Source organism: Microbacterium maritypicum (assembly GCF_008868125.1).
Classification (GTDB): Bacteria; Actinomycetota; Actinomycetes; order Actinomycetales; family Microbacteriaceae; genus Microbacterium; species Microbacterium maritypicum.
On sequence record NZ_WAAQ01000001.1, the window covers coordinates 2,004,454 to 2,021,119 of the forward strand.

Consider the following 16,666-nt stretch of genomic DNA (forward strand, 5'->3'; position numbering starts at 1 on the left):
CCTATGAGCAACTGTGTCCCCGCTGACGGCGGTGAGGTGGCTGAGGCCGCTGATGCGCATGTCTTCGTTCAAAGCAGGCGTCACCGCACGGGTGTCGCCCACCGCGAGGCCGGGTAGAAGGCCGGATCCTGGCTCCGGCAGGCGCAGCGAGCGTTCGACGAACGCGTGCTTGAGGGCCGCCGCGACTCCGAAGGCACCGGACGCGGGTGAGATGACCTCCGCGTCACTCGCGAAGACGACCAGCGCCGAATGCTCCCCCGCATCGGTCACCGAAGACTCTCCCACCACCCGGATCCGCGCTCCGAGGTCGAAGCCTTCGGCTGGATCGACGCCGAGGCGCACCGGCGCGCTGGACGCGGCCGGATGCCCCGGCAGACCGAGCGCGGTCGTCGCCGCTTCGAACCACAGCCGCCCGTCTCGTCCGACCGAGGCGGAGGATGTCACCTCGGCAGTGATCTCGACGACCCGCCCGTCCCATCGCATGGCCGCCTCCCGCGCGGGGAGGGCGAACCCGACGCAGGCCGCCGCCGCTGCCATCGTGGCCAGCACCACGACCACGAAGCCCCCGTGGTCGCGCTGACCACGCGCGCCGTGCGACCGGCGGCACACGAAGACCAGCACTCCCACCGCGGCTGTCGTGCACGCGCCGGCACACCCCCACGCGACCGCCGGGAGCAGCACGCACAGCAGCACCACACCCCACACCGCCACCGCGAGCGGCACCAGCCGAAGGTCACGCGCCCTCACACTCTGACCCCGTCGCGGAGTCCCGCGAGCAGCTTCTCGCCGATTCCGGGCACGGCGAGAAGATCATCGACCGACGTGAACCTGCCGTTCTCCTCCCGCCAGGCGATAATCCGCTCCGCGAGTGCCGGTCCGATACGCGGCAGCGTCTCCAACGCGGCCTGATCCGCAGCGTTGAGGTCGATGCGGTCATCGCCCGGTGGCGGTGCTGCGCCGCCGGGCGCACCGCCCGCCGCACCGGCTGCCGGCACCACGACCTGCTCCCCGTCTTCGAGCACACGTGCGAGATTGACCGCAGCCAGGTCGGCATCGGTGGTCGTCCCGCCCGCGGCCGCCAGCGCATCGACGAGTCGCGCGTCGAGATCGAGCACGTAGAGCCCCGGCTTCTCGACGGCGCCCAGAACGTGCACGTAGAGATCGCCGGACGGCTCGGCGCCGGATCCGTTCCCCGATCCGGCATCGGTCAGCGGCACCGATTCGACCGGGGCCGCCTGCCCCCGCATGATGCCGAGCCCGACAGCAGCCGACAGCACGACGAGCGCCAGCACCACCGCCGCGCCTATGCTCAGCCGCAGGCGATGACGGGGCGGAAGGGGTGCCTGCGGGGATGCCATCCGGCCACGTTAGGCGGGTCGCGTGTCCCCGATCGGCGCCTCGGACATCAGCCGTGGACAAGTGTCTGAGATGGCGCCCCGTGCAGGAGATCGCCCAACTGCACGCAGCGTCTCCTCCGTCCGACCGATGCGGCTACTTCTCCGGACGGATGCTCTTCGGATGCCCTTTCCGTACGTTCGTAGGCATGCCTTCGACACGTCTGCCCGCGCGCAGTCTCCTGCCCGCGGTCCTCACGATCTGCACCGCGGCCCTCCTGCTGACGATTCCGATGCCCGGCAGCGTGAGCGTGCTCGGCACGCGGTGGCTCCATTCAACCGCCGCCGGAATGCCCGGACTCGAGCTGATCTCCGACGCGGGACTGATGCTGCTCGCAGCCACGACGGCCGTGTCTCTGGGACGCACCTGGTGGAGTCATCCGGAACACCGACCACGAATCGTGATGGCCGCCGCGGGTGTCGCTCTCGCATACGTCCTGAGTGAGGGCGGGAAGCTCGTCTTCGCCCAGGAGCGCCCGTGCACCGTGTGGCTGATCGCCGCCGAATGCCCGCCTCCGGGAGACTGGTCGCTGCCGTCGAATCACGCGACGCTCGCGTTCGGTGCTGCTGCCGCCATCGCTCTGACGGTCGGGCGTTCCTGGCTCACCTGGTCGGCGATGGCGCTCGCCACGGTGGTCGCGGTCGCACGGGTCGCCCAGGGCGTCCACTACCTCCACGACATCGCGCTCGGTGCACTGCTCGGTGTCGCCGTGCCGATCATCGTCGTCGCGTTGTCGGAGAGACTTCGAGAATCTCTGCGCACCGGATCGTCGGCACGCCCCGAATGAGATCAGGGACCTCGCGGCGTACCGCGGGGCCCCTGACCGGATCATCGTCCTCCGTGGAGGAAGAGGTGATCAGCCCTTGACGACGAAGCTCACGATCTTCGGCGCACGCACGACGACCTTCACGATCTCGCGGTCGCCGATCGACCGGATCACGCGCTCGTCCGCGCGTGCCAAAGCCTCGAGCTCCGACTCGCCGATGCGGGCGGAGACCTCGAGCTGGGCGCGCACCTTGCCACCCACCTGCACGACAGCGGTGATCTTGTCCTCGATCAGCAGCGCCGGGTCGGCGGAACGCCACGTCACCAGGCCGACGGAAGGCTCGTGACCGAGGATCTCCCACATCTCCTCTGCGGTGTGCGGAGCGATGAGGTCGAGCATCACGGCGATCGTCTCAGCGGCCTCGCGCACGGCGGGGTCGGCTGCGCCCGCTGCGCCGTCGATCGTCTTGCGGGTGGTGTTCACGAGCTCCATCAGGCGGGCGACCAAGACGTTGAACTTGGTCTGCTCGACCAGGCCCGGCGCTTCGGACAGGAGCTTGTGCGTCGCACGCCGAAGAGCGGCGTCGCCACCGTCGAACACCACATCGACCGGGCTCGATACCTCGCCGGCGATGCGCATCGCGCGCGCCAGGAACTTCTGAGCGCCGGTCGTCGAGACGTCAGCCCAGTCCTTGTCGTCCTCCACAGGACCGGCGAACGCCAGCCCCACGCGCAGGGCATCGGCGCCGTGGGCGTCGAGCTCCTCCTGGAAGAGAACCAGGTTGCCCTTGCTCTTGGACATCTTCTGCCCGTCGAGCAGCACCATGCCCTGGTTGATGAGGTTCGAGAAGGGCTCGGTGAAGTCGATCAGCCCCATGTCGAACAGCACCTTCGTGATGAAGCGCGCGTACAGCAGGTGCAGGATCGCGTGCTCGACGCCGCCGATGTACGAGTCGACCGGCGCCCAGCGGGAAGCCTGGGCCGGATCGAACGCCACGGTGTCGCTGTTCGGCGAGAGGAAGCGCAGGAAGTACCACGAACTGTCGACGAACGTGTCCATCGTGTCGGGGTCACGCAGCACGGGCTCACCCGTGTGCGGGTCGGTCGTGCGCACCCAGCTCTCGGCGCCACCCAGCGGCGACGTGCCCTTGGGCTTGAGGTCGAGTCCCTCGACGCTCGGCAGCTTGACGGGGAGCTTGTCCTCGGAAACCGGGATGATGCTTCCGTCCTCAGCGTGCAGCATCGGGATCGGCGTGCCCCAGAACCGCTGACGCGAGATGAGCCAGTCGCGCAGACGGTAGTTTTTTGCGGCACGACCGGTACCGGTGGCCTCCAGCTGCTCGATCGCCCGCGCGATGGCATTGCGCTTGGAGAGTCCGTTCAGCGCCCCGGAGTTGATCATGCGACCCTCGCCCGTGAGCGCGATGCCGGTGGTCGCGGGGTTCTGCTCCTCGAGCGCGGCACCGGTGTCGATCGGCACGCCCTCCTCGTCGACCTCGATCACCGGCATGGCACCGGTGACGGGGGCCGTCGTGTCGACGACCACCTTGACGGGCAGGTCGAACGCGCGGGCGAAGTCCAAGTCGCGCTGGTCGTGCGCCGGGACGGCCATGACCGCGCCGTGACCGTAGTCGGCCAGCACGTAGTCGGCTGCCCACACGGGCAGCCTCTCGCCGTTGACGGGGTTGATCGCGTAGCGCTCGAGGAAGACGCCGGTCTTCGGACGGTCCGTGGACTGCCGATCGATGTCGGTCTCCTTCTGCACCTGCTCCAGGTACGTCTGGAAGCGCTGGCGTACCTCGTCCGGAGCGTCGGCTGCGAGCTCCGACGCCAGGTCGGAGTCGGGGGCGACCACGAAGAACGTCGCCCCGTGCAGGGTGTCAGGACGCGTCGAGAACACCGTGACCGGCTCCTCGCGACCCTCGATGAGGAAGTCGACGTCGGCACCCACCGAGCGACCGATCCAGTTGCGCTGCATCTGCAGCACCTTGTGCGGCCAGAAGCCCTCGAGCTGGTTCAGGTCATCCAGCAGACGGTCGGCGTAGTCGGTGATGCGGAAGTACCACTGGGTGAGCTTCTTCTTGATCACCTCGGCGCCGCAACGATCGCAGCGTCCGTCGACGACCTGCTCGTTCGCCAGGACCGTCTGGTCGTTGGGGCACCAGTTGACCGGACTCTTCTTGCGATAGGCCAGACCGCGCTCGTACAGCTTCAGGAACAGCCACTGGTTCCAGCGGTAGTACTCGGGGTCGGAGGTGTGCAGCACCCGGCTCCAGTCGAACGAGACGCCGTACGCCTCGAAACCGACCTTCTGCTGCGCGATGTTCTGGTACGTCCACTCCCGCGGGTCGGCACCCTGACGGATCGCCGCGTTCTCGGCGGGCAGACCGAAGGAGTCCCAGCCGATCGGGTTGAGCACGTTGTGCCCGCGGTGGCGCCAGAAACGGGCCACGATGTCGGAGTAGAGATAGTTCTCGGCGTGCCCCATGTGCAGGTCGCCCGAGGGATAGGGGAACATCGCCAGCACGTACCGCCGCGGGCGCGTGTCGTCGTCGCCGCCCGTGAGGAACGTGCCGTTGTCCGCCCAGTACTTCTGCCACTTGTTCTGGATGGCGTGCGCCGACGGGGCCTCATCGTCGGCAGGAGCGGTGGACAGGTTCTCAGACAACGAACGCACGACCAATCTGAAGGAAAAAGCGGGATCAGTTCAGGATATCGGAACGCCAGAGCACAGGCATTCCGGCGCCGAGCGCGGCGAGCGGTGCGCGCGCCTTGGTCGCCACCTCCGCTACCTCGGACGCGGCGACGGAGCCCCAGGTGATGCCTCCCCCGGCGCCGACGACGGCCAGCTCCCCCTCGATCAGGATGCTGCGGATCACCATGGCCAGATCCAGGGTGCCGTCGGCGCCGATGTAGCCGAAGCAGCCCGCGTACACGCCGCGGGGCCCGCCCTCCAACTCGTGGAGCCTGGTCATCGCCGACAGCTTCGGAGCGCCGGTCATGCTGCCGGCGGGGAAGGCCGCCTCCAGCAGAGCACCGACCGTCGTCCCTGCGGCCGCGACGCCGCTCACCGTGCTCACGAGTTGGTGCACGGCCGGATAGCTCTCCACCACCCACAGCCCCTCGACACGGATGCTCCCCGGCTCGCAGACCCGCGAGAGATCGTTGCGCATCAGGTCGACGATCATGACGTTCTCGGCGCGCTCCTTGCGATCCGTCGCGAGCTCTGCGGCGAGCGCGGCGTCTGCGACGGGATCGGAGCTTCTGGGCCTGGTGCCCTTGATGGGACGCGTGCGGATGATGCCTCCGTCCGCATGGAGGAACTGCTCCGGGCTCGCGCTCAGCAGCGTGCGGTCGCCGATCCGCACGAATCCGCCGTGGTGGGCGGGCGTGGCGGTGCGGAGCCGGTGGTAGACGTCCACGGCGTCATGCGCTCCCCTGACGGTGAAGCGCGTGGTCAGGCACAGCTGGTAGGCGATACCCGCGCGGATGAGATCGCGGCAGCGTTCGATGAGCGCCGCATACTCCTGCGGGTCGTGTCGCGCCTGGGCGACGCGTGTCTCGTCTGCCCGCACGGGCATGGGCACGGGTTCCCGCGCCCCGGCCAACGCGGAGACAGCGGCTGCCCAGGCTTCGGCGTCGTGATCCGCACTGAGGGCCCACGCGCGGCCGAGGGAGTGGTCGAAGGCGACGACACGGGTGGCGCGCAGCCAGGAGCCGCCGCTCTCCTCGACGGCGCCGGCCACGGGCGCCCCGGCGACACGGGCGCCGCTCTCATAGTCGAGCCAGCCGACCCACCCCCCGGTGAACGGCGGCAGCGCGGGATCGGCGGCGCCCCTGTCGAGGCGCACTTCGCGCGGAAGTGTCGAGCGCTCCCCCGTACCGACGAAACTCCACCCCGTCGTGGCGGCTGCCCCGGCATCGAGCCAGAACACATCCGCGGCTTCGGCTTCCAGCATCCCGAACACCGACGACGGCTCCACCCAGGCGGGAAGCGGTCGAGCACTCAGCTGTTCTGGCACCTTTCCAGCCTAGGACCGGGCGGCTCCCGTATCCTCATGGGGTGGACGACCTCCTGATCTGGCTCCTCGACACCGTGCAGTCGATCGATCCGGTCGCCCGCACGCTGATCGCCGGGCTCGCCGTGATGCTGGAGACGAGCATCCTGATCGGTCTCGTCGTTCCCGGTGACACGATCGTGATCATCGCCTCGATGGGGGTCGCCACTCCGCTGGAGGGCGTCGCGATGGGCGTCGCGGTCGTGATCGGGGCCCTGATCGGCGAGAGCATCGGCTTCTGGCTGGGGCGCTGGCTGGGCCCGCACATCCGGGTGTCGTGGTTGGGGCGCAGAATCGGTGAGCACAACTGGGTTCGCGCCGAGAACTATCTCGAGCGCCGCGGCGGCATCGCGATCTTCCTGTCCCGCTTCCTCCCGGTGCTGCATTCCCTCGTGCCGCTCACCGTGGGCATGAGCGAGTACCCGTACCGCAGGTTCCTGGCGTGGACGGCTCCCGCGTGCGTCCTCTGGGCCACCGCCTACGTGAGCGTGACCTCGCTCGCTGCGGGCAGCTTCCGCGAACTGGTCGATCGCGTGCACTTCGCGGGATACATCTTCGTCGGCGTGATCGCGCTCTTCCTGCTCCTGGCGTTCCTCGGCAAGAAGCTCCTTCAGCGCGTCGAGGCCCGTCATCTGGAGGGCCCGGAGGCAGAGGCCGACGCCGACGTGAAAGACTGAGGCAATGGCATCGGCTCCCCCGGCCCCCCGGATCCACTGGTTCGCCCGACTCGAACATCGCCTCCACGTCTGGCGAGAGGGTCGCGCGCGCCGTCGAGGCCGCGTCGCGACGATCCTTCCCTTCCCCGGCTACGGCGGTCCCGGCTGGGTCCGCGTCGTCGGCCGTGTTCTGATCGTGCCGCCGCAGCGTCGTACCCGCGACGGTGAACCCGCGAGCGTTCGTGGCTGGCGCAGCTTCGTCGGCATCCCTGTGGGCTTCGCCGCCGTGAGCGTGCATTTCGGCGGCACCACGCATCAGGTCGCCGCCGACCGCGGCGGTGTGGTCGACGCCATGATCCGCGTCGATCTGGAGCCCGGCTGGCAGACGTTCACGTTCTCCGTCGAGGGACAGCCTCCGGTGGAGGCACGAGCGTTCATCGTCGCTGAGGGCACGTCGTTCGGTGTGGTGTCGGATGTCGACGACACCGTGATGGTCACGGCTCTCCCTCGTCCCTTCATCGCCTTCTGGAACTCCTTCGTGCTCGACGAGCATGCACGTCTTCCCGTACCGGGGATGGCCGTGCTCCTCGACCAGCTGCTGCGGCAGCACCCCGGCGCGCCGATGGTCTACCTCTCCACGGGGGCGTGGAACGTCGCCCCCACCCTGTGGCGCTTCCTCGGCCGTCATCTGTTCCCCGCCGGTTCCATGCTCCTGACCGACTGGGGGCCCACGCATGAGCGCTGGTTCCGCAGCGGGCGCGAGCACAAGCTGACGAACCTGCGGCGACTCGCGACTGAGTTCCCCGATGTGAAGTGGCTGCTGATCGGTGACGACGGCCAGCACGACGAGTCGATCTACAGTCAGTTCATGGAGGAGTACCCCGACTCCGTCGCGGGCGTCGCGATCCGTCGTCTCCTCCCTGCCGAGGCCGTCCTCGCGGGTGGTCGGGCAGGCCATGAGCCGCACTCCGAGGATGTCGCCCCGTGGGTGAGCGCCGAAGACGGTGCCGGCCTTCGCGATCTGCTGGGCGAAGCCGGCATACTGCACTGACATGCCCCTCTCCCGCCAGGACTGGCTGGTCCTCGAAGAAGCGCATCGTGAACGTGCCGATGCTCTCACTGCTGCGCACCGTGACCGGGCGACCCGGGCGGAGAAGCACCCGGTGTGGGATTTCCTCTTCACGTACTACTCGTACAAGCCCGCACAGCTGCGCCGCTGGCACCCGGGCGCCGGCGTCGAGCTCGCCGATGCCGGCGAACGCCTCGACTGGCGCTGGTACCGCGCAGGACGATCCGCTGACAGCGCGGTTCCCGATGCGGCAGCTTTCGGCCGGGAGAAGGCGGAGCTGGCATCGCTCATCGAGAAGATGCTCCGCCGCACGGCATCGCGGCCAGGGCAGTTCGGCTGCTTCGGTCTGCACGAGTGGGCGATGGTGTACCGCGCCGACGAGCACCGACATGCGGTTCCGCTGCGACTGGGGCAGGCGGGCACGGATGCCGTCGTCGAGAATCACGACCTGCGCTGCACTCATTTCGACGCCTTCCGCTTCTTCACCCCCGAGGCGGTCCCCCGCAACCGCACCTCGTTGAGTCGCGACGAGCAGCCGCTGTTCGAGCAGCCGGGGTGCCTGCACGCGGGCATGGACCTGTACAAGTGGGCGACGAAGCTCGGGCCCCTCATCCCGGGCGACCTCCTCCTGGATTCGTTCGAACTCGCTCGCGACATACGCCTTCTCGACATGCAGGCGGCACCGTACGACCTCTCGGCGTGGGACGTGGTTCCCGTGCCCATCGAGACGCCCGAGGGCAAAGCCGAGTACGTGCGTCGGCAGCGAGGGTTCGCGGACCGCGGGGCCGCCCTGCGCACCGCACTGCTGAACGCCTGGCTCGGCGCCGGGGCCCGCGACGCGGCCTGAGCGCTCAGTCCACCCGGTCGCAGTCTTCGCAGACCGCCCAGGAGGCCGTCGCGGCGGAGAGCTGCAACCGCAGCGCGACCACGCGCGTCGCCGCTTCTTCGAGGCGCTCGGGCGACAGCGTGCCCGTCTCGACCGCCGCGGTGATGCCGTGCACCATCGATCCCGCCGTCTGCGCATCGGAGCCCGCGACCATCAGCACCAGGTCGTTCCCCGCGGCGATCGCCGCCACCCCGTTCGCGACCGGGTCCGCATAGGCCGGGTCTCCCGACGAGAGCAGCATCCCGAGGTCGTCGGTGACCGCGACACCCGTGAAGCCGAGCTCGTCCCTGGCGATCTCATGCCAGGTCGGCGAGAGGGATGCCGGCAGGGTGTCGACGGCCGTGTAGGCCAGATGCCCGTACATCAGCAGCGAGGCCCCCGCGTCGATCCCTGCAGCGAACGGAACAGCGGCGGTGGCACGCCACTCCTCGAGCCCCATCGTCGTGCTCGGGATCGCATGATGCGAGTCGCCGGGCGCCGCACCGTGCCCGGGGAAGTGCTTGAGCGTCGAAGCGAGGAACTGCTCCTGCGCACCGGTCGCAGCCGCCACGCGCTCCGCCGCACCGGCCGGATCGGTGCCGAGTGCACGGCCATGGATGAACGAGCCGGGATCGGCCGTGTAGTCGGCCACGGTGCCGAAGTTCACGGTGATCCCCGCGCGTGCCACCAACGAGCCCCGCGCGGCGAACGCCGCGGAAGTCTCAGACACCGGAAGACCCTTCAGCGAGGTGGAAGCGGCATGGTCGTCGCCGTTCAGACGCGAGACCAGACCGCCCTCCTGATCGACGGCGATGAGCGGCGGCAGCGTCGGATCCACCGTGAGCGCGGCGGTGAGCGCCTGCAGCTCGTCTTCGGATGCCGGGATGTTGGCTCCCATCAGGATGAATCCGCCCAGGCCCGATTCCATGTACGCCCGGAGCGCGCCCGGATCGGTCCCCGCCACGTGTCCCATCACCACGGTCGACGCCTGTTCCCCGACAGGCATCGCCTTCACCAGAGCTGTCGCGCGGTCGACGAACTTCTCGGCTCCGGTGCTCGGCACCGTGGCCGCGGGAGTGCGCGGAGCCGCGGTCGCCATGATCGAGGCAGACGCCGCCGACGAGGCGCAGAGCCCCACCGCTGCGGCGAGCGCGAGTGCGGCTGCCGCCCGTCCCCGGTGTCGAGAGTTCACGCGCATCGGTGCGGTGCAGGGATCGTCAGCAGGAGAGGGCCTCGGCGATCGGCACCGCGGCGTCGGTGTCGCCGTTCCCGAAGCGGATCGTCCGGCCGACCGTGCACGGCTCGTGGAGGGTGGCTGCGATCACGGCCGCGACGTCGGCGCGTGATACCGCTCCTCGACCGTCGGGGTCGATCTGGATCCGGCCGGTGGGCTCGTCGAAGGTGAGCGTTCCCGGTGCGAGGATCGTGCCCTCGAGGCCGGTTCCTCGCAGGTGCTCGTCAGCGGCCCACTTCGCGTCCGCGTATGGGAAGAAGGAATCGTCCTGCGGCACGCCATGATCGGCGGTGGAGCCGAGCCAGGACACCATCACGTACCGTCGGACGGCGGCGCGTTCGGCCGCGTCCATGGAGCGCTGCGCCGCGTCGCGGTCGACCGCGTAGGTGCGCTCGGCAGACCCGCCGCCGGCACCTGCCGACCAGACGACGGCGTCGTGACCTCGGATGATCTCGGCGAGCGCCTCGACGTCCATGCTCTCGACGTCGGCGACCAGCGCTTTCGCTCCGCCAGCTTCCACATCGGAGGAATGATCCGGGTTGCGGATCACTCCCGTCACCTCATCCCCTCGAGCGACCAGGAGCGGCGCGAGCAGGAGGGCGATGCGGCCGTGGCCGCCGAAGACGATGATTCGCGACATGTCTTCACCCTACGCTCCCCTCCCCGAGCGCGGCGGGGGTCTGGTCGCTGTCGATCCCGAACCCGGCACTCGGTCCTCTACACTCGGGTCAACGACGCCGACCCGAGACGGTGTCCCTCCCGACAGCAGGACGACGATGCCCACACCGCTGATCGAGCGCGAGATCACCGCGCACGTGTCACTCACCACCCCCGACGGGGCCTTGAACCACGATGCGCTGGGCTGGTCGCGCGTACCGGTGCACGACACCTCGGGGATCCCGGGCCGCGGTCATTGGGGGCGCAACAAGCGCTGGGAGTATTGGAACGTGATGACGGCGTCGCACATCATCGCCTTCACGGTGTCGTGCGTCGACTACATGTCGCTGCATGAGGTGTGGGTGCTCGACCGAGCGACCGGTGACGACATCGGCACGACGGTGATATCGCCGGGAGGCCGCAGCGCGACGCTACCGGCGTCTCTCGGCGCAGGGCCCGTCCGAGCGCGCACCCGTCGCATCACCATCGACGTCGAGGAGACGTTCGACGGGACCCGTCTGCGTGGCACCGCTCCACGGGTGTCCTTCGACCTGCTGGCGGGCCGTCCTCCCGGTCACGAGTCCCTCGGTGTCGTCGTCCCCTGGCGCCGGGGAGAGGATATCTCCCGTTTCCAGTACACGGTGAAGGATGTGGCACGCCCGACGACCGGGACGGTGACGGTGGACGGCGTCACCCACGACGTGTCCGCGAGCAGCTGGGCGGTGCTCGACCACGGACGCGGACGCTGGCCCTACCGCGTGCGTTGGAACTGGGCGGCGGGGAGCGGTACCGTCGACGGCCGCGTCATAGGGCTGCAGCTGGGCTCGAAATGGACCGACGGCTCCGGGGCGACCGAGAACGCGCTGCTGGTCGACGGACGCCTGTCGAAGATCAGCGAGGAGCTCGTCTGGGACTACGACCCCGAGCAGTTCCTGCGCCCGTGGCGTGTGCACGGGACGAGCGCCGACCTCACCTTCACCCCGTTCTATGACAAGCACTCGCGCACGAATGCCCTGGTGATCTCGAGCAGGACGGATCAGCTCTTCGGCGTGTGGTCGGGCTGGGTACGGGACGACACAGGTAGGCAGGTGCACGTCGACGGCATCGAAGGATTCGCGGAAGAGGTGCTCAACCGCTGGTGACGCGCGCGTTCGTGGACTGCAGCGCCCGCTGCACTCCCTTCGCCGCCGAGCGACCGGCACGATTGGCACCGATCGTGCTCGCCGACGGACCGTAGCCGACCAGCTGCACGCGGGGGTCTGCGACAGCCGTCGTACCGCGGCCGTTCCGGTCCAACTGGATGCCCCCGGCCGCACTGCGCAGGTGAAGAGGAGCCAGGTGCGTGACCGCAGGGCGGAACCCGGTGGCCCACAGGATCACGTCGACCTGCTCGAAACTGCCGTCGGCCCAGCGCACCCCGTCGGGTTCGATCCGCTCGAACAGGGGACGCCGGTCGGCGTAGGCGCCCAGACGCTCGGCCTCCCGCTCCTGCGGGCGGAGCATGAGCCCGGTGACGCTGACCACGCTCTCAGGGGGGAGACCGGCGGCGACGCGCTGCTCCACAAGCGCGACGGCTGCAGCTCCTGCCTCCGGTGTGAAGTCGTCGTTGCGCCACACCGGTTCTCGACGGGTGACCCACAGCGTGTCGGTGATCGGCGCGAGTGCGCCGAGGAACTGCACGGCGGACGCTCCCCCGCCCACGACGAGCACCCGCTTGCCGATGAAGTGCTCCGGCCCCGGGTAGTCGACGGTGTGCAGCTGTTCGCCGACGAAGGTCTCCATACCGGGGAAGTGCGGCAGGAAGGGATGCGACCAGGTGCCGGTCGCATTCACGAGGGTGCGGGTCGTCCATTCCCCCTCGCGGGCGCGCACGACGAGCACGCCATCCCGGTCGTCCACCCGCTCCACGTGCACGGGACGGAGCACCGGGAGGGCATGCCTGTGCTCGTAGGCGGCGAAATAGGCGGGCACTGCCTCGTTCGCGCGTGTGCCGTCGCGTGGTGGAGGCGTGTCTCCCGGCAGCTCTGCGACCCCGTGCACGTCACGCATGGTCAGCGCGTCCCACCGGTGCTGCCAGGCACCCCCGGGACGCGTATCCGCGTCGAGGACCACGTGCGAGATGCCCAGCCGCGCGAGGTGGAAGGATGCCGAGAGGCCGGCCTGCCCTGCGCCGATCACCAGACTGTCGAGGATGCTCACGCCGGGTTCAACGCCCCGCTCCACGCGCTTGTTCCTCTCCGCCGTCGTCCACGCCGTGACGCGCCCGGGATACCCACCCCGATTGGTGCTCGTGTCGATTCGTGTAGTACTCTTTTCAAGTTGCTCCGGCTGGTCCGGAACAGCGTCTGGGCCTGTGGCGCAGCTGGTAGCGCACCTGCATGGCATGCAGGGGGTCAGGGGTTCGAGTCCCCTCAGGTCCACAGAAAAAGCCCCCGGTTCTCCGGGGGCTTTCTTCGTCTCATGGGGGTCGCTCCAGTGGACGAGGACGCGATCAAGAGGCGCCATGACGGAGACACCCCTCGCCTACGCGGACCGCGTGCGCACGCTCCTGGGTTATCGGACGGTGAGCGAGCTCATCGCGGACGATCACAACGTCTTCATCGACCCCTACTCCGCCCTCCTCTCCGTGCACGCTCGGATCGGGACAGGAAACGTGTTCTCACCGAACGTCCGTATCGACGCTGAATCCGACGCTCTCCGTATCGGAGACGGCAACAGGTTCTTCGAGGGCACCCGCATCGAGGCGACCGACGGCGGGCGCGTGAGCATCGGTGCCGACAACGAGTTCGGCCCGCACGCCGTTGCCCTCCTCGCGAATCGTCACGATGCCGTGATCACCGTCGGCAGTCGAGTGCGTCTCATCGGGAGGATCGACCTCGCGGGCGCTTCTACGCTGGGCGATGGATCGCAGATCCTCGGCGACGTCACCGCGGTGAACGTCTCGCTCGTCGGCGGCGGGAGCCACCGCGACCCCGACCCTGACCTGCGCGGCGCCGTGCTCAAGGGACGGGGCCGCGCCACCGGACTCACGCTGGCTCGCGGCCACGTCATCAATGCAGACGGTGATTTCGCCACCGCAGCCGTAGAGGCTCAATCGGTCTATCACCCCCGCCCCGCCGTCGACTGACCTGTCGACCGTGAGGCGGCGAGGCCACGCTGTTGACCATTATCACTATCAATACTGATAGCGTTGCGATGTGGCTACTTCTTCGGCACTTCTGCATCCGGTTCGCCTTCGTATCGTCCAGACGCTGCTGGGCGAGGAGGAACTCACGACGCACCAGCTTCATGAGCGCTTGGCCGACATCCCGATCGCCACCCTCTACCGGCACGTCGGCCACTTGGTCACGCACGAGCTGATCGAGGTGGCAGATGAGCAGCAGGTTCGAGGAGCGAGCGAGAGGACCTATCGCCTCTCCCCGAGTTTCGCCAACCCCTCAGCGGAGGAACTGAACTCCCTGAGCAACGAGGAGCTGCTGACGGCGTTCACGGTCTTCACCTCCGGACTGATCCGCGACTTCAGCGACTATCTGCACGCCGGAGACCCGGACCTGCACGCCGATCGGGTCAGTTTCGCTCAGGCGTCCTTCTGGGCCAGCGACGAGGAGGTCGATGAGTTCGGGCGCACCCTCATGACGGCACTCGAAGGCGTGCTGACCAACGAACCGTCCACGGGTCGCCGCCGTCGCACTCTCAGCACGGTTCTGATGCCGCGCGAAACCGCCCCCGGCGGCGATGCGCGTCGGGGCAGCACTCCGAAGAGCGCGGAGCCGAACGGCTGAGCGATATCGACGTCGCGAAGGCGGCGAGTCAGTGGTGGGTTGCCGCCCACCGCTGATTCAGCTCGCCCGGCGTGGCTCGTGCAGCACCCGCGCACCCGGCCACGGCCATCCTCTGAAAGAAAGGGAAGTCCTTGTGAACCCCGTGAACTTCGACACGTCGATGCTCCTCCCCCTCATGCCTGTTCTCGTCCTCGTGGCCGTGCTCATCGGATGGTCACTCGTCGACATCATCCGCAGGCCCGTCGAGCATCTCCCCAAGTGGGCGTGGGTATTGATCGTGCTGTTCGCCGTCCCGGTCGGCGCGGTCATCTACATCATCATCGGCCGAGCCCAGGACGAGAGACTCAGAGACGAGGACCTGCGGTGACCGCGGCGCTGAAGGTCGGAGACCTCACCCGTATCTACCCGGGCGGTGGCGGCATCCGTGGCATCGACTTCACCGCTGACGAACGCGCCGTGACGGCCGTCATCGGGCCCAACGGAGCCGGAAAGACGGTCCTGTTCAGCATCATCGCAGGCCTCGCCCGGCCCGAGTCGGGCACCGTCGAGTTCGCCTCGCCGAACGCACGTGTGGCGTATTGCCCTGACGTGCCCCAGTTCGAGTCCTGGCTCACCGCACTCGAAGTGGTGGAGATCTCCCTCGCGATGTCACGCAGACGCGAAGACCGAGCGCGAATCGTTCGTGAGACCGCACGGGAGGCCCTCGAGGCGTGCGGCCTCGGATCGGTGAAGGATCGTCGTGTCGCAGACTTCTCGCGCGGCATGCTCCAACGCCTCGGCATCGCGGCAGCGCTGGTCACGGATCCGGAGATCCTGATCCTCGATGAGCCGAACAGCGCGCTCGACCCCATCGGCCGCGCCGACGTGCGCGGGATCATCACCGCGCAGAAGCGCCACCGCTGCATCCTGCTCTCCAGCCACATGCTCAGCGAAGTCGAACAGCTTGCCGACCACATCGTCGTCATCGACCAAGGGCGCGTCATCACCCAGGGAACGACGGCGTCGATCCTCACTGAGGGCATCGCGCCCGTCTGGACGATCCGCCTCGGCGCCCCCGCACAGATCAGCGCTGCCGACCTTGCGGTTGCTGTCCCTGAAGCGCGCTTCGAGTTCGACGCGGACATGCTGTGCACGGTCCGCTTCCCCCGCTTCGAATCAGCCGCCGAACACCTGGTGACCGCCCTGCAGACCCTCCGCACGCCCATCATCGAGGTCACTCTGCGCGATCGCGACCTCGACGCGTCATTCGCCCGCATCGTCCAGAACCAGGAACACCGATGACCCTCATCCTCGCCTCGGCCCGCGTCGAGACGCGACGCCTCATCCGTTCCGGAGCGCTGATCGGTCTGCTTGCCGTGTTCGCGTTCTTCGGACTCTCCGGCCCCGCCCTCGCGCTCTACATGCCCGAGTTGCTGGCCGCTGCCGCCGGCACCGAGCAACTCACCATCGAAGCTGCCGACGCCACCCCGGTGGACGGGATCGCATTGTTCAACCAGAGCGCCATGCAACTCGGTCTCATTCTGGCTGTCGCCCTCGCGATCACCTCCATGAGTTGGGACACCCGCCCCGGCTCTTCGATCTTCTACCGCACCCGGGTCAGACACCTCGCCCCGCTGATGCTGCCCCGCCTCGTCATCAACTGGATCGCGGCCGTCGGGAGCTACGCCGGGGCCCTGCTGCTCGCTGCCGCACTCACCACGGTGTTCCTCGGTCCGATCGACAGCGGGCTGATCATCACTGTCGGCGTGGCGTCGGCGCTCTACCTCGTCATGGCGATGAGCATCGGATACCTCATCATGGCGCTGACCAGGCGCACCGCCCCCGCGATCGCCGCCGCGACCCTGCTGATGCTGGTACTGCCGCTGCTGAGCAGCGTCGACGCACTGGCTACCTGGGCTCCGACGACGCTGCTCACTGCATCAGGCGTCGGACTCGCGGACCTCGCGGCGCCGCTGCTCTCGGCGGCAGCCGTCTCCGTCGGATGCGTGATCACTGCCGGTCTCATCTCGAACCGGCAGAGCCTTCGACGCGACGCATAGGTCGCGTGTGAGCGTGTCCGTGCGGCCCGTCGCACGCGGTTTCCCCGAGCGCCTCGGTCGATGGAGCACTCCACAGGCGAACGACGAAGCGCACCCCTCGTTGATCGAGGGGTGCGCTTCTCCGCGGCGGCCAGCGCCTCGTGCGG

The 16,666-nt window shown here is 68.7% G+C and carries 17 protein-coding genes and 1 tRNA gene; 12 read left to right on the forward strand and 6 right to left on the reverse strand.

Features of this window, described 5'->3' with window-relative positions:
* Positions 1-211: 211 nt before the first annotated feature.
* Positions 212-580 carry a hypothetical protein gene (locus F6W70_RS17795; protein WP_170287876.1) on the forward strand — a complete coding sequence of 123 codons (369 nt, stop codon included), beginning with the start codon at positions 212-214 and terminating at the stop codon, positions 578-580.
* A gap of 163 nt (positions 581-743) precedes the next feature.
* On the opposite strand, the gene F6W70_RS09700 is transcribed toward F6W70_RS17795, so the two are convergent.
* Positions 744-1,358 carry a ComEA family DNA-binding protein gene (locus F6W70_RS09700; protein ID WP_151486491.1) on the reverse strand — a complete coding sequence of 205 codons (615 nt, stop codon included), beginning with the start codon at positions 1,356-1,358 and terminating at the stop codon, positions 744-746.
* A gap of 185 nt (positions 1,359-1,543) precedes the next feature.
* Between F6W70_RS09700 and F6W70_RS09705 the strand changes: the two genes are divergently transcribed.
* Positions 1,544-2,182, forward strand: coding sequence for a phosphatase PAP2 family protein (locus F6W70_RS09705; RefSeq protein ID WP_170287877.1), 639 nt, complete (start codon positions 1,544-1,546; stop codon positions 2,180-2,182).
* 69 nt (positions 2,183-2,251) lie between these two features.
* Here F6W70_RS09705 and leuS read toward each other — a convergent pair whose 3' ends face one another.
* Positions 2,252-4,828 carry a leucine--tRNA ligase gene (gene leuS, locus F6W70_RS09710; RefSeq protein WP_151486691.1) on the reverse strand — a complete coding sequence of 859 codons (2,577 nt, stop codon included), beginning with the start codon at positions 4,826-4,828 and terminating at the stop codon, positions 2,252-2,254.
* A gap of 34 nt (positions 4,829-4,862) precedes the next feature.
* Positions 4,863-6,182, reverse strand: coding sequence for an anthranilate synthase component I family protein (locus F6W70_RS09715; RefSeq protein ID WP_151486493.1), 1,320 nt, complete (start codon positions 6,180-6,182; stop codon positions 4,863-4,865).
* A 41-nt stretch (positions 6,183-6,223) separates the two neighbouring features.
* On the opposite strand from F6W70_RS09715, the gene F6W70_RS09720 reads away from it, so the two are divergent.
* The 3 genes from F6W70_RS09720 to F6W70_RS09730 are packed head-to-tail and all read left to right on the forward strand — an operon-like array spanning position 6,224 to position 8,790.
* Positions 6,224-6,895 (forward strand): DedA family protein, encoded by a 672-nt coding sequence (locus F6W70_RS09720; RefSeq protein WP_055867623.1) that lies wholly within the window; start codon positions 6,224-6,226, stop codon positions 6,893-6,895.
* Positions 6,896-6,899: 4 nt separating this feature from the next.
* Complete coding sequence (locus F6W70_RS09725; protein ID WP_055867622.1) at positions 6,900-7,925, forward strand: App1 family protein phosphatidate phosphatase; 1,026 nt, start codon at positions 6,900-6,902, stop codon at positions 7,923-7,925.
* A gap of 1 nt (position 7,926) precedes the next feature.
* Entirely contained in the window at positions 7,927-8,790 is an 864-nt protein-coding gene (locus tag F6W70_RS09730) for a 3-methyladenine DNA glycosylase (RefSeq protein WP_151486494.1), read from the forward strand.
* Between the two features lie 4 nt (positions 8,791-8,794).
* On the opposite strand, the gene F6W70_RS09735 is transcribed toward F6W70_RS09730, so the two are convergent.
* Together F6W70_RS09735 and F6W70_RS09740 are read right to left on the reverse strand one after the other, a co-directional pair.
* Entirely contained in the window at positions 8,795-10,006 is a 1,212-nt protein-coding gene (locus F6W70_RS09735; protein WP_151486495.1) for a glycoside hydrolase family 3 N-terminal domain-containing protein, read from the reverse strand.
* A gap of 19 nt (positions 10,007-10,025) precedes the next feature.
* Complete coding sequence (locus F6W70_RS09740) at positions 10,026-10,682, reverse strand: SDR family oxidoreductase (protein ID WP_151486496.1); 657 nt, start codon at positions 10,680-10,682, stop codon at positions 10,026-10,028.
* Positions 10,683-10,818: 136 nt separating this feature from the next.
* Here F6W70_RS09740 and F6W70_RS09745 point away from each other — a divergent pair, with 136 nt between their 5' ends.
* Positions 10,819-11,841, forward strand: a complete 1,023-nt coding sequence (locus F6W70_RS09745; protein WP_151486497.1) for a DUF2804 domain-containing protein — start codon at positions 10,819-10,821, stop codon at positions 11,839-11,841.
* On the opposite strand, the gene F6W70_RS09750 is transcribed toward F6W70_RS09745, so the two are convergent.
* Entirely contained in the window at positions 11,828-12,898 is a 1,071-nt protein-coding gene (locus F6W70_RS09750; RefSeq protein ID WP_055867609.1) for an NAD(P)-binding domain-containing protein, read from the reverse strand. The genes F6W70_RS09745 and F6W70_RS09750 overlap by 14 nt on opposite strands.
* Positions 12,899-13,046: 148 nt before the next feature.
* Between F6W70_RS09750 and F6W70_RS09755 the strand changes: the two genes are divergently transcribed.
* The 6 genes from F6W70_RS09755 (at position 13,047) to F6W70_RS09780 (ending at position 16,520) form a co-directional block, all read left to right on the forward strand.
* Positions 13,047-13,119 (forward strand) — tRNA-Ala (locus tag F6W70_RS09755).
* A gap of 83 nt (positions 13,120-13,202) precedes the next feature.
* On the forward strand, positions 13,203-13,826 hold the full coding sequence (locus tag F6W70_RS09760) for an LbetaH domain-containing protein (RefSeq protein ID WP_151486498.1): 624 nt from the start codon (positions 13,203-13,205) through the stop codon (positions 13,824-13,826).
* Between the two features lie 70 nt (positions 13,827-13,896).
* A complete protein-coding gene (locus tag F6W70_RS09765) occupies positions 13,897-14,481 on the forward strand; it encodes a helix-turn-helix domain-containing protein (RefSeq protein ID WP_151486499.1) in 585 nt (194 codons plus the stop codon).
* A gap of 133 nt (positions 14,482-14,614) precedes the next feature.
* Positions 14,615-14,848: a PLD nuclease N-terminal domain-containing protein gene (locus tag F6W70_RS09770; protein ID WP_318278850.1), complete on the forward strand. Its 234-nt coding sequence runs from the start codon at positions 14,615-14,617 to the stop codon at positions 14,846-14,848.
* Entirely contained in the window at positions 14,845-15,762 is a 918-nt protein-coding gene (locus F6W70_RS09775; RefSeq protein WP_151486500.1) for an ABC transporter ATP-binding protein, read from the forward strand. Before F6W70_RS09770 ends, F6W70_RS09775 begins: the two co-directional genes overlap by 4 nt.
* On the forward strand, positions 15,759-16,520 hold the full coding sequence (locus F6W70_RS09780) for an ABC transporter (RefSeq protein WP_151486501.1): 762 nt from the start codon (positions 15,759-15,761) through the stop codon (positions 16,518-16,520). The genes F6W70_RS09775 and F6W70_RS09780 overlap by 4 nt, the downstream gene beginning before the upstream one ends.
* Positions 16,521-16,666 lie beyond the last annotated feature (146 nt).

What these genes read in the sequence shown, in the direction of transcription:
- F6W70_RS17795 (WP_170287876.1), top strand. Translation starts at nt 212, where the DNA reads ATGACCTCCGCGTCACTCGCGAAGACGACCAGCGCCGAATGCTCCCCC.
- F6W70_RS09700 (WP_151486491.1), bottom strand. Translation starts at nt 1,358, where the DNA reads ATGGCATCCCCGCAGGCACCCCTTCCGCCCCGTCATCGCCTGCGGCTG.
- F6W70_RS09705 (WP_170287877.1), top strand. Translation starts at nt 1,544, where the DNA reads ATGCCTTCGACACGTCTGCCCGCGCGCAGTCTCCTGCCCGCGGTCCTC.
- F6W70_RS09725 (WP_055867622.1), top strand. Translation starts at nt 6,900, where the DNA reads ATGGCATCGGCTCCCCCGGCCCCCCGGATCCACTGGTTCGCCCGACTC.
- F6W70_RS09730 (WP_151486494.1), top strand. Translation starts at nt 7,927, where the DNA reads ATGCCCCTCTCCCGCCAGGACTGGCTGGTCCTCGAAGAAGCGCATCGT.
- F6W70_RS09735 (WP_151486495.1), bottom strand. Translation starts at nt 10,006, where the DNA reads ATGCGCGTGAACTCTCGACACCGGGGACGGGCGGCAGCCGCACTCGCG.
- F6W70_RS09740 (WP_151486496.1), bottom strand. Translation starts at nt 10,682, where the DNA reads ATGTCGCGAATCATCGTCTTCGGCGGCCACGGCCGCATCGCCCTCCTG.
- F6W70_RS09745 (WP_151486497.1), top strand. Translation starts at nt 10,819, where the DNA reads ATGCCCACACCGCTGATCGAGCGCGAGATCACCGCGCACGTGTCACTC.
- F6W70_RS09760 (WP_151486498.1), top strand. Translation starts at nt 13,203, where the DNA reads ATGACGGAGACACCCCTCGCCTACGCGGACCGCGTGCGCACGCTCCTG.
- F6W70_RS09780 (WP_151486501.1), top strand. Translation starts at nt 15,759, where the DNA reads ATGACCCTCATCCTCGCCTCGGCCCGCGTCGAGACGCGACGCCTCATC.